Below are 14,169 nucleotides of genomic sequence, written 5' to 3'. Positions count from 1 at the left end.
TTTCAACCTTAAAAATTTCGAACGAAAGGGTTATCCTCCCAAGACATGGTATAATAAATTAGGAAAACATAAGAGGAGGGAACAGGATGCTCGAAATCAAAGATCTGCATGCAAAGTTGAGAGACGAGGAAAAGGAAATACTGAAAGGAGTGAACCTCAGAATAGAAAAAGGTGAAGTGCACGTTCTCATGGGACCAAACGGCAGTGGAAAATCCACCCTTGCAAACGTTGTGATGGGAAACCCAAAGTACGTTGTAACGAAAGGGGATATTCTCTTTGAAGGACGTTCTATAAAAGATCTTCCTCCAGATGAAAGGGCAAAGCTTGGGATCATGATGACGTTTCAGAACCCTTACGAGATAGAAGGGGTAAAGTTCTCCCAGTTTCTCATCACATCGCACAGAAAGGTTCACGGAGAGGAAAAAAACTATCTTGAACTGAGAAGGGAACTGGAAAACCAGTCAGAAAAGCTGGGACTCGGCAGGGATTTCCTCGAGAGATACCTGAACGTTGGGTTTTCCGGTGGTGAGAAAAAGAGGGCAGAAATCCTCCAGGCCCTTTTTCTGAAACCCAGGCTTCTCATACTCGACGAGATAGACTCGGGCCTCGATGTGGATGCACTCAAACTCATAGCAAAGATCATCGCCGATCTCAACAAAGAGGGAGTCACACTTCTCATCATTACCCACTACAAAAGACTTCTGGATTATCTTGAAAGGATCGACAGAGTCCACGTTTATGTGGATGGCCGTATCGTGAAAAGTGGTGGAGCAGAGCTTGCCGACGAGATCGAGGAAAAGGGTTACAGCCTGGAAGGAGTGAGATGATGGAAAGGATCATCATCGACGATTCCAGGTTCAACTTCATTCCTAAAGTGAGAACCGCTTACAAAGCTCCTCCAGGACTCAATGAAAGGTTGATAGAAGAGATATCCCATGCAAAAGGCGAACCGGAGTGGATGCTGAAACACCGTCTGGAGTCCTTGAAGATATTCAAAGAGTGGCACAACCCAAGGTTCGGTGTGGACATCTCTGAACTCGACCTGGGAAAGATCGTATCCTACATAAGACCTGACGCAAAAAAGGGAACTTCCTGGGAAGAGGTACCAGAAGAGGTGAAAGAGGCCTTTGACAAACTGGGAATACCCGAGGCGGAAAGGAAATACCTTGCCGGGGTTGGAGCACAGCTTGATTCGGAGATCGTTTATCAGAACATAAAGAAAGAACTGGAAAAACTCGGTGTCATTTTCCTGGATATGGAAAGTGCAGTGAGGGAATACCCCGATCTTGTGAAGGAGTACTTCATGAAACTTGTTCCCAGCACTGATCACAAGTTTGCTGCACTCCATGGAGCCATCTGGAGCGGTGGAACCTTCCTGTACGTTCCGGCCAACGTGAAAGTTCCCATGCCGCTTCAGGCTTACTTTTTGATGAGCAATCCCGGGATGGGACAGTTCGAACACACCATCATCGTTGCGGAAGAGGGCAGTGAAGTCACCTTCATAGAAGGATGCTCGGCTCCAAGGTACAACGTCATCAATCTCCACGCTGGAATGGTTGAGATATACGTCAAGCGAGGCGCAAAGGTCAAGTACCTCACCATACAGAACTGGAGCAAAAACACGTACAACCTCAACACGAAAAGATCGATCGTCGAAGAAGAGGGTTCGATGACGTGGGTATCTGGATCCCTTGGCAGTTACAAAACCATGCTGTACCCGATGACGATACTGAAGGGAAAGGGTGCGAGGGCAGAGAGCATGTCCATCACGTACGCAGGCCCCGGACAGCACATGGATACAGGTTCGAAGGTCGTTCATCTTGCTCCGTACACGAGCTCTCTTGTGAGCGCAAAGAGCATATCTCTTGGTGGTGGATGGGCTTTTTACAGGGGCCTTCTGAAGATCACAAAAGAAGCCGAAAATAGCAAGGCATCCGTGGAATGTGCGGCTCTGATGCTCGACAACAGGTCGAAGAGCGACACAGTTCCCATAATAGAGGTGGAAACGGACAGGGCGGATGTGGGTCATGAGGCAAGGATTGGGAGGATAGGAGAGGATCAGATATTCTATCTCATGAGCAGAGGATTGTCAGAACAGGAAGCAAAATCGATGATAGTGAAGGGATTTGTGGAACCCGTTGTGAAAGAGCTACCCTTTGAGTATGCCGTCGAGCTCAACAAACTCCTCGAACTGGAAATAGAAAAGAGTATAGGGTGAGGTGTTCGATATGGAAAAAACGCTGGTGCTGGAGCACGATGGAGAAAGAGCGGTAATCTGGGAAACCCCACAGATATTCTCAGAAAACGACTACGGATACGATGTTCTGGAGAAGGCTCTGGAGAGAACAGAAGGACCTTTAAAGGAATGGAGAAGAAAAAAATTCCTGGAATACAAAGAATGGGGATTTCCGAAGTGGAAAAGGTGCAGTCTTGACGGTATGGTCCTTCCAGAGCTTTCGTTCGATTACGTGGACTTCGATGTTGACACATCCCTTCTTGAAAAACTCGACTTTGAGGGATCACACAGAAAGTTCGTTCTTCTTGGAGACACATTCTTTACGGATTTTAGGATATACGGAGATGGGAAACACCTGATCAGATCTGAAGATGGTGTGGAAAACGTCCTGGTGGTTGTGGAAAAAGAAGCAGAGATCCACAGGATATCAAAAGTGAGAAGATTCAGGAACACGGTGATGAGGATTCTTGTGAAAAGAAACGCCGCATTGAAATTCATCAACGTAGATCTCTCAGGAGGTTTCACCTTCGACAACGTGTTCATCGTGCTCGAAGAAGGAGCAAGACTTTCGATGAGGGATTTCAGGGCGTTCGGTCACAGAAAGGTTGGCTACGTTCTTGTGAAGAAGAGTAAACTGAGCGAGACGGACATGAGATCCTATTTCTATCAGAACGGAACGGGTGTGACGGACCTTCTCTACCTCATGAGGTTCGAAGGTGAGGAAGCAGAAGGAAGGCTGAAAGGAAACGGTGTGGTGGACGGCTCCGGAAAGATCGTTTTTCGTGGAATACTGGACGTGAAAAGGGGCTCGAAGAACATCGTTGCTGAAGAAGTAGAACACACCCTTATACTCTCTCCCGAAGCCCGCATGGACGCTATTCCAAGTTTGTGGGTGGATGAGAACGATGTCACAGCGTCTCACTCTGCAAGTTCGTCTTCTCTTGATGAAAACCAGCTCTTCTACATCATGTCCAGAGGGATCGACGAGGCCGAGGCGAAAAGGCTCATCGTGAGAGGAATCTTTTCGGATCTTCTGGACGAACTGGAAGAATCCATCAGGGGAGATGTGGAAGATGTTGTCAACCAGATTGTATGAAGATTTCCCCACGTTGAAGACGAAGATAAACGGAAGAAGGCTCGTCTACTTGGACAATGCAGCCACGACACTGAAGCCAAAGCGTGTTGTAGAAAAACTGAAAGAGTTCTACTACACAAGTTACTCGAACGTTCACAGAGCCGTTCATACCCTTGCCTCCCGTGCCACGGTTGAACTCGAAGAATCCAGGGAAAGGTTCGCAGAGTTTCTGGGAGTTTCACCACAGGAGATTATCTTCACCTCCGGGACAACGATGGCAATAAATCTGGTTGCCGTGTCCCTTCTGAGAAGCGGTCTTTTGAAAGAGAACGATCTGGTACTCACCTCTCTTCTGGAACACCATGCAAATTTCGTTCCCTGGCTCAGACTCTCCAGATTCCACGGTTACAGACTCGAATACATAAAACCGTCTGGAAGGTTTGGAACACTCGAGATGGACGACCTCATGAGCCACAGAGAAAAGAATCCAAAAGTTCTTGCCATAACCGGCTTTTCGAACGTAACCGGACAGAGGATACCGGTTGAAGAACTGCGCAACATCTTTCCGAATGCGATCATAGTACTCGATGGTGCACAGCTTTTGCCGCACGAGCGCGTAAAGCCGAAAGAAATCGGTGTGGATTTTCTTGCCTTCTCTCTTCACAAAATGCTCGGCCCCACGGGAGTGGGTGTGCTCTATGGAAGGAAGGAACTCCTTGAGCAGATGGAACCCTTTCTCTATGGTGGAGAGATGATCGATAGGGTGTCCCTCGAGGATGTGACCTTCAACGAACTCCCGTACAAATTCGAGGCGGGAACACCGAACATAGCCGACATCGTCGCCTCGAAGGAGGCTCTGGCCTATCTTGAAGAGATAGGATTCGAAGTGGTGCATGAGAGGGTGGAAAGATTAACCCAACTGGCTCTGGAAGAACTTTCCAGAGTGGACGGTGTGGAACTTTACGGTCCTTTAGATGAAAGACAGCATGGAATCGTTTCCTTCAACATAAAAGGGGTTCATCCGCACGATGTGGCTCACATTCTCGATCAGGAGTTCGGTGTGGCCATAAGAAGCGGCCATCACTGTGCACAGCCTCTGATGAATCTTTTGAAAGAACAGTCCCTTCTGGACTTTCCAAACTCCACCTGTAGAGCGAGCTTCTATCTCTACAACACGGAAGAAGATGTTAGAATCTTTGTAGAAGGCGTGAAGAAGGTAAAGGAGTGGTTTTCAAGATGATCTATTCAGAGGCCATTCTGGACTATGCGAACTCAAAGAAGTTCAGAGGAAAACTGAAAGACGCCAGCGTCGTGGAAGAAGGAAAGAACATATCCTGTGGTGACGAGATCACACTCTATCTGAAGGTGGAAGATGGAGTGATAAAAGACGCCAGATTCGAAGGAATCGGATGTGCGATCAGTCAGGCTTCCGCTTCTTTGATGATAGAAAGGATCGTAAATGAAAAACTGGAAAACGTTGAATCTATCGTTGAAGAAGCAGAAAAAATGGCGCGGGGTGAAGACTTCGACGAGCAAAAGCTGGGGAATATCTCGATCATGTCCGACATAAAGAACTACCCCGCGAGGGTGAAATGTTTTCTTCTTGCATGGAAGACGTTGAAAGAAGCGCTCAAAAAGATCTCACAGTCTTGAGAAAATCGATGAGGTATCCCTTAAGGTAAGAAGAGACCTTTCCAACGAGTTCCAGAGTGTAGCGTTTCAGATTGGCAAGGTCTCCTCTTTCGTCTGCTTCTTTGAATTCTTCCACCGAAACGACGGTGAAACTCTTCAAATCACCGCTTCTTTCTTTCAGTCTGTCTCCAAAAACCTTCTTTATCTCTCTGTGGATCTTTGGAAAGTACGAAAGCGCAAGTTTTCTGATCTCCTGAACAAGGTGCCATTCCGATTTCAGAAAGATGGGCTCTGCCTCCTCTATTGTTCTTATCGTCTCCTCATCGCCGGAGTAGATGAGGTACGCAAGGTAATCGTCGTACACGTAGTGTGCGTTCATCAACATCTTCATGATGGATCTGTCAAAGAGCGCCTGAAAGATCTCTCCAGTCTCTCCCGGTGTGTTGTGGTAGGGCTGGGAAAGGTCTTCTATGTAGTGAAGTGCCCTTGCGAGGAATCTGTATCCCCAGTATCTGTCACCCCTTCTGAACGCCTCCTTTGCAAGATCGTGGAAGTAATAGAAACTTTTGTCTGCTTCGAAAAACTCAAGTCCCATGATGCGATATTTCATGTGGCGTACTCCCTGACTGTTCCCTATGAGAAACTGATACGGTGAAAGCTCCAGTCCCTGGTCCATTCCCCAGTCCGGCTCAGAGGAGTAAACGGTCAGTATCTGCCATGCAGGAACCTTTCCGTCAACGGGTGAAGGATTCGGTGGAAGCAGGGCTCCCTCCCACGCTTCCATCGTGTCTTTGCCACAGACATCTTCGAGAACGAGTTTTGAGAGATTGTAAATCCTTTTTTCCTGGTAGTTATAGGGAGTGATTTTCACCATCTCGTCTGGTACAATATCTTTCACGATGTAATACGTTAGGCCCTCGTGGCCGCTCCAGGAAAAAGCAAGGACTGAAACGGCAACAAGAAGAACAGAAAGAATCGTTCTCAAGACCACCACCTCCCATTAGAGTCTAGCACAAAGAGGTGATGAGATAGATGAGGCTCTATCTGATAAGACACGGAGAAACCATCTGGAACGAAAAAGGACTGTGGCAGGGTATCGCGGACGTTCCCCTGAACGAAAAAGGAAAAGATCAGGCAAAAAAGCTGGCGGAAAGGTTGAAAAGAGTGGATGCGATCTATTCCAGTCCCCTCAAAAGGTGTCTTGAAACTGCCAGGGAGATTGCCGAAAGATTCAAAAAAGAAGTCATAGTTGAAGAAGACCTTCGCGAGTGTGAAATATCCCTCTGGAATGGCCTCACGGTGGAAGAGGCGATGAGGGAGTATCCAGAGGAGTTCAAGAGATGGTCGACAGATCCGAACTTCGGAACGAAAGGACTTGAATCGATGAAGAGCGTTCAGGATCGAATGGTGAAGGTCATGATGAAGATCGTTTCCCAGGAAAGATTGAATGGCTCAGAAGATGTTGTGATCGTGTCGCATTCTCTTTCTTTGAGATCCTTCATCTGCTGGGTTCTCGGACTTCCCCTTCAACTTCACCGAAACTTCAAACTGGACAACGCCTCCCTGAGCATTGTGGAGGTGGAGAGCAGGCCAAGACTCGTTCTGCTGAACGATACGTGTCACCTTGAAGACACTTGAACACCCACACATGTATGGTATTATATCTTATGTGGACGGCGGCGTAGCCAAGCGGTCTAAGGCGGGGGTCTGCAAAATCCCTATTCGTGGGTTCGAATCCCACCGCCGCCTCCAGGAAGCCAGGCTACACGGCCTGGCTTTTTATATTGGAGAAAGGAGGTATGGAAGATGAAAAGACTTCTTCTTGTCCTGTTCATGCTGGTGTCTTTCATGGTCTTTGCAAAAGCCACGCTCTACATCTACAACTGGGCCGATTACATCCCTGAAGACGTGATCAGAGCGTTCGAAGAGAAGTACAACTGCCGCGTGGTTTACGACACCTACGCATCGAACGAGGAGATGTACGCAAAGTTCAAAGCAGGCGGTGGGAAAGGATATGATCTGATCTTTCCCTCCGGTGATTACGTCTCGATCATGTCAAAAGAGGGTATGCTTCAGAAACTGGATCTTTCCAGAATACCGAACTTCAAATACCTCGACAAGGAGATACTCGCAAAGACCACGTACGATCCGAACCACGAATACAGTGTGCCTTACATGATGGGTTCAACGGTTGTCATCGTGAACAGAAAGTACGTTAAAGAGTACGAAAAATCCTGGTCCATCTTCGAAAGGGAAGATCTGAGAGGAAGAATGACCCTCCTGGACGATATGAGAGAAGTTCTCGGTGCTGCCCTGAAATACCTCGGCTACTCGGTGAACACGAAGAACCCGAAAGAACTGGAAGAGGCAAAGCAGGTCGTTCTCAGATGGAAAAAGAACATCGCCAAGTTCGATGCCACGTCGTATGCCGATGGGGTGGTTACCGGTGAATACTGGGTGGTTCACGGATACGCAGAGGATGTGTACCAGAGGATACCGGAAGGAGAAGAGGAAAACTTCGATTTCTTCATACCGAAAGAAGGAGGAACACTGTGGATAGATAACATGGTGATACCAAAAGGGGCAAAGAACGTGGATCTTGCATACGAGTTCATCAACTTCCTTCTTGAGCCACAGAACGCCGCAAAGATAGCCGATTATCTGGGCCTTCCCTCACCGAACGTGGAGGCCCGAAAATACATGGAAACAGAGCCGATATACACTCTAGAAGATCTCAAAAACTGTGAATTCATAGAGGACGTCGGAGAGGCCCTCGAACTTTACAACAAAATCTGGCTTGAAATCATAATGTGATGGAGTGAACGAAGTTGATAGGCGGAGAGGTCCTGATAAAAAACGTTGACAAGTTTTTCGGTGATTTCCACGTGCTGAAAAACGTCTCTCTAACAATAAAGAAGGGAGAGTTCTTCTCCGTTCTCGGGCCTTCTGGTTGTGGGAAAACCACGCTTCTTCGAGTGATAGCAGGTTTCGAAGATGTGGAAAGTGGGGACGTACTTTTGGATGGGAAGTCCATATTGAACCTGCCACCTAACAGGAGGCCTGTGAACATCATCTTTCAGAACTATGCACTGTTTCCTCATCTCACCGTGTTCGAGAACATAGCGTTTCCCATGAGGATCAAAAAACTCTCCGAAAGCGAGATAAAACAGAAAGTAGAGGAACTCCTTTCTCTGATAAGGATGGAAGAGCACGCAAAAAAGATGCCCTCTCAGCTCTCAGGTGGCCAAAAACAGAGAGTAGCGATCGCGAGGGCCCTCGCAAACGAGCCGAGGGTCCTCCTTCTCGACGAACCGCTGAGCGCCCTCGATGCAAAACTGAGACAGGAACTTCTTGTGGAACTGGACAACCTTCACGACAGAGTTGGTATCACGTTCATCTACGTAACACACGACCAGACTGAAGCGATCAGCGTTTCAGACAGGGTTGCTCTCATGAACGAAGGTGAAATCGTACAGGTTGGAACACCATACGAAGTCTACGAGAGTCCTGCCAGCGTTTTTGTCGCCACCTTCATAGGAGAGACGAACCTCATGAAAGCAGAGGTCCTGGACGTGGAGGACGAATACTACGTTGTGGAAAGCCCTGGACTGGGAGAATTCAGATGTTATAAAGACAAAGAGGCAAGAAAGGGAGACAGATTGATCATCACACTCAGGCCGGAAAAGATAAGGATATCAAAGAAAAAGTTCGAATCCAGCGGCACTCTCAACGTCTTTCACGGAGTCGTGGAAGAAGAGATCTACATGGGACACCAGACGAAGTACTTTGTTCGTCTCGACGAGGGTTACATATTGAAAGTTTACAAACAACACGCAAAGTACATACTGGACGAGCCGATCATAAAATGGGAAGACGAGGTCTTCGTTGCGTGGGATCCTGATGACAGCTTCATTGTAGAGGTGTTGAAATGAGGTACGTATATCTTCTGTGGCTGATCCTTCTGTTCGTTTTGCCGATCTCCATCATCTTCGTCTACAGCTTTCTGGAACCGCAGATCTACGGTGGTGTCCAGTGGAACTTCACGCTGGACGCTTACAGGTATCTTCCAAAGTATTTGAACCTCATATGGAGGTCTATCTGGATAGCGGGAGTGGCTACCCTCATCACCCTCGTCGTGGCACTTCCTGTTTCCTTCTACATAGCGAAGAGCCGGCTGAAGAACTTCCTTCTTCTGCTCACAGTCGTTCCCTTCTGGACCAACTCACTCATAAGGATCTACGCATGGAAGATCGTTCTTGGAAACAACGGAATAATAAACCAGTTCCTCAACCTTCTGGGGTTTGGCCCCGTGCAGTTTCTCTACAATCCCTTCGCCGTCATTCTCGTGATAGTTTACACCTATTTGCCTTTTGCCATACTGCCGCTTTATGCTGCCATGGAAAAGATAGAAAACAGCATACTTGAAGCCTCTCTGGATCTTGGTGCCAGTAAGATGTACACGTTCACAAAGGTTCTGCTTCCAAACGTTCGTATGGGACTTCTCACAGCCTTTGTTTTCGTTTTCGTGCCCGCTCTTGGATCTTATGCGATCCCTGATCTTGTCGGAGGAGTTTCCTCCAGGATGATAGGTAACGAAATAGTCAGACAGCTTATGACCATCAGGAACTGGCCGGTCGCATCCGCCATGTCAAATCTTCTTACACTGATAGCACTTCTGAGCATCATAATCGTGATGAAAAGGAGAGGGAAAAGTTGACGCCGGGCCGATTCATCAAGACGGTGACTGCCCTGACGATGGTGTTCTTCTATCTGCCGCTCGTCATAGTGATCATCATGTCGTTCAACGCGGCAAAATCACCCGCGTGGGCGGGTTTCACCCTGAGATGGTACGTGGAGCTTTTCACCAGAGAGTACTCCGTGTGGAATTCTTTCAAAAATTCACTGATAGTGGCGATCGTCTCGAGCGTGATAGCAACGTTCATAGGAACCGTGACGGCGGTCGAGCTTTACTGGAAGAAAACACGTGTCGAGAACACCATCTGGTTTCTCACCTACCTACCTTTTGTGGTGCCCGATGTGATCATAGGAATATCCCTTCTTCTGCTTTTTTCCATGCTCAAGGTGCAACTTGGACTTTTCACCATCATACTGGCACACATCACCTTCTCCATTCCGTACACCATGATGATCGTGTACTCAAGGCTTCAGGACTTCGACAAGAACATAATAGAGGCAGCGTATGACCTGGGAAGTACGGACTTTCAGGTTTTCTACAGGGTCATCATACCGAACCTTGTTCCCGGGATAGTGGCGGCGTTTCTTCTGGCTTTCACCCTGTCCATCGATGACTTCGTTATCACCTTCTTCGTCGCAGGACCGGGCTCAACCACGCTTCCCATACAGATATATTCCATGATAAGGTTCGGTATCTCTCCGACGGTGAACGCCATCTCTACCTTCATGATCGTTGGCACGATCTTTCTCGGGTTCATACTCAGAAAATTCGTGAAGTACATATTCTGATAGAATTGAAATGAAGGAGGGATAGGATGATAGATATAAAACTCATCAGGCAGGATCCCAATTTTGTGAAAGATGCCCTGAAAAAACGTGGTGAAGACACAGATATCATAGATGAGATACTGAAGATCGACAGCGAGTGGCGCTCTGTGACCACAGAACTCAACGAACTGAGGGCAAAAAGGAACGACATTTCCAAGAATGTGGCCAAGTTGAAGAAGGAAGGAAAGTCCTCCGAAGCGAACGCGCTGATCGAGGAAGGAAAAAGAATCGGTGATGAAATAAAGTCACTCGAGGAGAAAGAAAAAGAACTTCAGTCAAAGCTAAGAGATCTTCTCCTCAGAGTGCCGAACATTCCACATGAATCCGTTCCCGTTGGTTCCGATGAGTCTCAAAACGTTGAAGTGAGAAGGTGGGGCGAACCGAGGAAATTCGACTTTGCTCCCCTGGCACACTGGGACCTCGGACCTGCCTGGGGACTCATGGACTTCGACAGGGCCTCCAAACTCAGCGGCTCCAGGTTCACGGTGATGTACGGGAAACTCGCAAGACTGGAGAGGGCCCTCATAAACTTCATGCTCGACGTTCATACAAGAGAACACGGCTACACAGAAGTGTGGGTTCCACATCTTGTGAAAAGAGAAACGATCACGATCACAGGGCAGCTTCCAAAGTTCGAAGAAGAGCTTTACCTGACAGAAAAAGACGACCTGTTTCTTATACCAACAGCAGAAGTTCCTCTGGTAGCCCTCCACAGTGGAGAGATCCTTGAAGAAAAAGACCTTCCAAAGAAATACGTTGCCTACACTCCATGTTACAGAAGAGAAGCCGGCAGTTACGGAAAAGATGTACGTGGAATGATCAGGCAGCACCAGTTCGACAAGGTGGAGCTCGTCTGGATAACCACACCGGAGAGATCCTTCGACGATCTGGAACAACTGGTAAGAGATGCCGAAACCATCCTTCAAAGGCTGGGGCTTCCCTACAGGGTCGTCTCTCTCTGCACGGGAGATCTTGGATTCGCTTCCGCCAAAACGTATGACATAGAAGTGTGGCTTCCGTCCTACAACGCATACAAGGAGATCTCATCCTGCAGTAACGTGACGGACTTTCAGGCAAGAAGGGGTAACATGAGGTACAGAAGAAGGTCAGACGGCAAACTCACACTCGTTCATACCCTTAACGGCTCAGGTATCGCGGTGGGAAGAACGCTGGTCGCGATTCTGGAGAATTACCAGCAGCCAGATGGTAGCGTGAAGGTTCCAGAGGCACTAGTTCCTTACACGGGCTTTGAGGTGATACCGTAGGATGCCGCACCTGTTCTACGGAACGCTTCGAAACGATGAGATCGTTTTCGATGAAAAAGAAGCACACCACATGAGAGTTGTGAGACTGAAAGAAGGAGAAACAGTAGAGGCAACAGACGGTGAGGGATTTTCCTACACCTGTGTTCTGACCAGGCTGAAAAAAAGCGAAGCAGTCGCCAAGATCCTGAAAACCGAGAAGAAGGAAGAAGAACCTTCTGAGAAATTGAAGGTGATCGTTCCAATTGGCCGGTGGGAGAGAACACGTCTTCTGATAGAAAAGTGTGTGGAACTCGGTGCAGATGAGATACTGCTTTACAGGTTCGAAAGATCTCAGCACAGTGTAAGTCTGGAAAAATCGTTGCTTGTGGTCAGAGAGGCAGCAAAGCAATGCAGAAGATACCTCTTTCCGAAGGTGAAAATGGTGGAAAATCTCGATTTCGATGAGAAAGCGATCACCCTTGATCCGGATGGTTCTATCAATCTTCTTGAAATGGATGTATCCGGGAGTATAACGATCGTTGTGGGACCGGAAGGGGGATTTTCCGAGAGAGAAAAAGAACTTTTGAAGCAAAGAACGATTCTGGTGAACCTTGGAAGGAAAATCCTGAGGTTCGAAACGGCAGCCATCCTAACTGTAGGATACATCGCTCTGAGAAAACAAAAAATCTGAACGGAGGTGTTTTTCATGAAAAAAGGTGAAAAGATCCTCTCTTTTGTGAAACAGGAAAAGGAACTGATCGAAGACTACAGAAGAAAACTCCACGATGTGAAAAGAAGCGATGAGGTGGGAGATGTTTTCATCGAATTTGCCCTCAGATTCCTGGAGAAGGTTCTGGATGACTTCGACGCAGCGGACTACACAGAAGACATCAGTTTCGATCCAGAGAAAGAAGAGTACACGTTGAGTGAGAGGCTGAAGGAAAGAATAGGTGAAGATCTTCTCAAAAAGAGCGACCTTCCTGCCATACTTCAGAGGTTCTGTGAAACAGCCGCACACAGATGGAAACAGTTGAAAGCGAACGAAGAAAAGACGGATTTCTTCAAAAGACCGGGCCACGAGGTGGGAAGAGAGTGAGATGAAAGACGAAAAAATCCTTGTCGTGAAAACAGAAGATGTGTATAGAGAATTCGGAAAGTTCGAAGGCTTTCTGAAAACGAGTCTGGGAGAGTTTCTCGATTTTCTGAAAAGATACGGCTTTTTTCGAAAGAGGATGGAAGCAGAATACGACGAATCAACAAAGCAGGTCATTCCGTACGTTGTGATACTGGATGGCAACAGGGTTCTTCTCACAAAGAGAACTACGAAGCAATCGGAGAAGAGATTGCACAACCTGTATTCCCTTGGAATAGGAGGACACGTTCGGGAAGAAGACGGGAAAACACCACAGGAAGCATTTTTGAAGGGATTGGAGCGAGAAATGAATGAAGAGGCAGAGGTCGAACTGAAGGAACTGGAGTTTCTCGGTTTGATAAATTCCTCCTCCACCGAAGTGAGCAGGGTACATCTTGGTGTTCTTTTTGCTGGAAAGGGTAGGTTCGTGTCGATGAAAGAAAAAGATCTGTTCGAATGGCACCTCGTCGAATTCGATGAACTGGGGAAATACCTGGGAGTGATGGAGGGATGGTCGAAGATAGCAGCAAACGTTCTGTTGAACTTGTTTCGCCCGCAAAACTGAATCTCTATCTCGATGTCCTTGAAAAAAGGGCAGACGGATACCACAACATAATTGGACTTTTTCAAACGATCTCTCTGTACGACACAATTTCGATGGAAATCTGCAAGGAAGGTTTCTTTCTGGAAAGCAACGTTGATTTGCCTGAAAAAAACACGATCAGGAAAGCCTACGAGATTTTCAGAGAAGAGACGAAACTGGAGTTCGGGCTAAAGGTGAAACTGGAAAAGAGAATACCGATCGGATCCGGTCTTGGAGGGGGCAGTTCAAACGCCGCCACCGTTTTGAAATACCTCGGAAGGATATTCAACGTACCCTTTGAAAAACTCGTTGAGATGGCAATAAGTGTGGGAAGTGATGTACCTTTTTTTCTGTACGGAGGAACGGCCGTGGTGAAGGGAAAGGGAGAGATCGTAGAAAAACTTCAGGATATAACGGGTTACTCCGTGGACCTTTTCGTTCCGCTCGTTTCCTCTTCGACCAAAGAAATGTACAGCCTCCTCACACCGGACATGTACGGGAAAGGACCTGGCAACATAGAAGAACTCCACAGGGCCTATCTGGAAAGAGATTATGAGAAGATAAAAAAACTCTCGTACAACGTATTTGAAAGGATATTCCTTGAGAAACATCCTGATGTTTTGCAGGATTTGAAAAAGTTCGGAGAAGGTTCCATTCTAAAAATGATGACCGGAAGTGGGAGCGCTTTCTTTGCACTCTATCCATCGAACGAAGGGAAATACCTGTTCACGGGAGGTGTCTGAA

Annotated in this window: 16 protein-coding genes and 1 tRNA gene; 16 read left to right on the top strand and 1 reads right to left on the bottom strand. The window is 47.4% G+C overall.

Features of this window, described 5'->3' with window-relative positions; translation table 11 throughout:
* The first annotated feature begins 86 nt into the window (after nucleotides 1–86).
* From sufC to sufU, 5 genes are read left to right on the top strand one after another with little or no spacing between them, the layout of a single operon-like run.
* A complete protein-coding gene (sufC, locus tag TRQ7_RS07495) occupies nucleotides 87–827 on the top strand; it encodes a Fe-S cluster assembly ATPase SufC (protein WP_041844355.1) in 741 nt (246 codons plus the stop codon).
* A complete protein-coding gene (gene sufB, locus TRQ7_RS07490; protein WP_015919713.1) occupies nucleotides 824–2,218 on the top strand; it encodes a Fe-S cluster assembly protein SufB in 1,395 nt (464 codons plus the stop codon). Before sufC ends, sufB begins: the two co-directional genes overlap by 4 nt.
* A 10-nt stretch (nucleotides 2,219–2,228) precedes the next feature.
* Nucleotides 2,229–3,332 carry a SufD family Fe-S cluster assembly protein gene (locus TRQ7_RS07485; protein ID WP_038067677.1) on the top strand — a complete coding sequence of 368 codons (1,104 nt, stop codon included), beginning with the start codon at nucleotides 2,229–2,231 and terminating at the stop codon, nucleotides 3,330–3,332.
* On the top strand, nucleotides 3,310–4,551 hold the full coding sequence (locus TRQ7_RS07480) for a SufS family cysteine desulfurase (RefSeq protein WP_041844354.1): 1,242 nt from the start codon (nucleotides 3,310–3,312) through the stop codon (nucleotides 4,549–4,551). The genes TRQ7_RS07485 and TRQ7_RS07480 overlap by 23 nt, the downstream gene beginning before the upstream one ends.
* Entirely contained in the window at nucleotides 4,548–4,964 is a 417-nt protein-coding gene (sufU, locus tag TRQ7_RS07475; RefSeq protein ID WP_038067694.1) for a Fe-S cluster assembly sulfur transfer protein SufU, read from the top strand. The genes TRQ7_RS07480 and sufU overlap by 4 nt, the downstream gene beginning before the upstream one ends.
* On the opposite strand, the gene TRQ7_RS07470 is transcribed toward sufU, so the two are convergent.
* Entirely contained in the window at nucleotides 4,942–5,928 is a 987-nt protein-coding gene (locus tag TRQ7_RS07470; protein WP_041844353.1) for a hypothetical protein, read from the bottom strand. The two genes, sufU and TRQ7_RS07470, sit on opposite strands and share 23 nt — an antisense overlap.
* 47 nt (nucleotides 5,929–5,975) lie before the next feature.
* Between TRQ7_RS07470 and TRQ7_RS07465 the strand changes: the two genes are divergently transcribed.
* The 11 genes from TRQ7_RS07465 (at nucleotide 5,976) to ispE (ending at nucleotide 14,168) form a co-directional block, all read left to right on the top strand.
* Nucleotides 5,976–6,581, top strand: a complete 606-nt coding sequence (locus TRQ7_RS07465; RefSeq protein WP_041844352.1) for a histidine phosphatase family protein — start codon at nucleotides 5,976–5,978, stop codon at nucleotides 6,579–6,581.
* A gap of 37 nt (nucleotides 6,582–6,618) precedes the next feature.
* Nucleotides 6,619–6,695: transfer RNA gene (locus TRQ7_RS07460), tRNA-Cys, on the top strand.
* A 54-nt stretch (nucleotides 6,696–6,749) separates the two neighbouring features.
* Nucleotides 6,750–7,757, top strand: a complete 1,008-nt coding sequence (locus tag TRQ7_RS07455; protein ID WP_015919707.1) for an extracellular solute-binding protein — start codon at nucleotides 6,750–6,752, stop codon at nucleotides 7,755–7,757.
* A gap of 14 nt (nucleotides 7,758–7,771) precedes the next feature.
* Nucleotides 7,772–8,875 (top strand): ABC transporter ATP-binding protein, encoded by a 1,104-nt coding sequence (locus TRQ7_RS07450; RefSeq protein WP_015919706.1) that lies wholly within the window; start codon nucleotides 7,772–7,774, stop codon nucleotides 8,873–8,875.
* On the top strand, nucleotides 8,872–9,660 hold the full coding sequence (locus TRQ7_RS07445) for an ABC transporter permease (RefSeq protein WP_041844351.1): 789 nt from the start codon (nucleotides 8,872–8,874) through the stop codon (nucleotides 9,658–9,660). The genes TRQ7_RS07450 and TRQ7_RS07445 overlap by 4 nt, the downstream gene beginning before the upstream one ends.
* Nucleotides 9,657–10,427 (top strand): ABC transporter permease, encoded by a 771-nt coding sequence (locus tag TRQ7_RS07440; protein WP_041844350.1) that lies wholly within the window; start codon nucleotides 9,657–9,659, stop codon nucleotides 10,425–10,427. Before TRQ7_RS07445 ends, TRQ7_RS07440 begins: the two co-directional genes overlap by 4 nt.
* Nucleotides 10,428–10,453: 26 nt before the next feature.
* Nucleotides 10,454–11,731, top strand: coding sequence for a serine--tRNA ligase (gene serS / locus TRQ7_RS07435; RefSeq protein WP_041844349.1), 1,278 nt, complete (start codon nucleotides 10,454–10,456; stop codon nucleotides 11,729–11,731).
* 1 nt (nucleotide 11,732) lies between these two features.
* On the top strand, nucleotides 11,733–12,401 hold the full coding sequence (locus TRQ7_RS07430) for a 16S rRNA (uracil(1498)-N(3))-methyltransferase (protein ID WP_041844348.1): 669 nt from the start codon (nucleotides 11,733–11,735) through the stop codon (nucleotides 12,399–12,401).
* Nucleotides 12,402–12,416: 15 nt separating this feature from the next.
* Complete coding sequence (locus TRQ7_RS07425) at nucleotides 12,417–12,806, top strand: hypothetical protein (RefSeq protein ID WP_041844347.1); 390 nt, start codon at nucleotides 12,417–12,419, stop codon at nucleotides 12,804–12,806.
* Between the two features lies 1 nt (nucleotide 12,807).
* Nucleotides 12,808–13,407 (top strand): NUDIX domain-containing protein, encoded by a 600-nt coding sequence (locus tag TRQ7_RS07420; RefSeq protein ID WP_015919700.1) that lies wholly within the window; start codon nucleotides 12,808–12,810, stop codon nucleotides 13,405–13,407.
* Nucleotides 13,353–14,168 (top strand): 4-(cytidine 5'-diphospho)-2-C-methyl-D-erythritol kinase, encoded by an 816-nt coding sequence (ispE, locus tag TRQ7_RS07415; RefSeq protein ID WP_041844346.1) that lies wholly within the window; start codon nucleotides 13,353–13,355, stop codon nucleotides 14,166–14,168. The genes TRQ7_RS07420 and ispE overlap by 55 nt, the downstream gene beginning before the upstream one ends.
* The last annotated feature ends 1 nt before the right edge of the window (nucleotide 14,169 follow it).

Source organism: Thermotoga sp. RQ7 (assembly GCF_000832145.1).
GTDB lineage: Bacteria > Thermotogota > Thermotogae > Thermotogales > Thermotogaceae > Thermotoga > Thermotoga neapolitana.
Note: the sequence above shows the minus strand (reverse complement) of the source record. Positions and strands in the feature narration are given on the sequence as shown.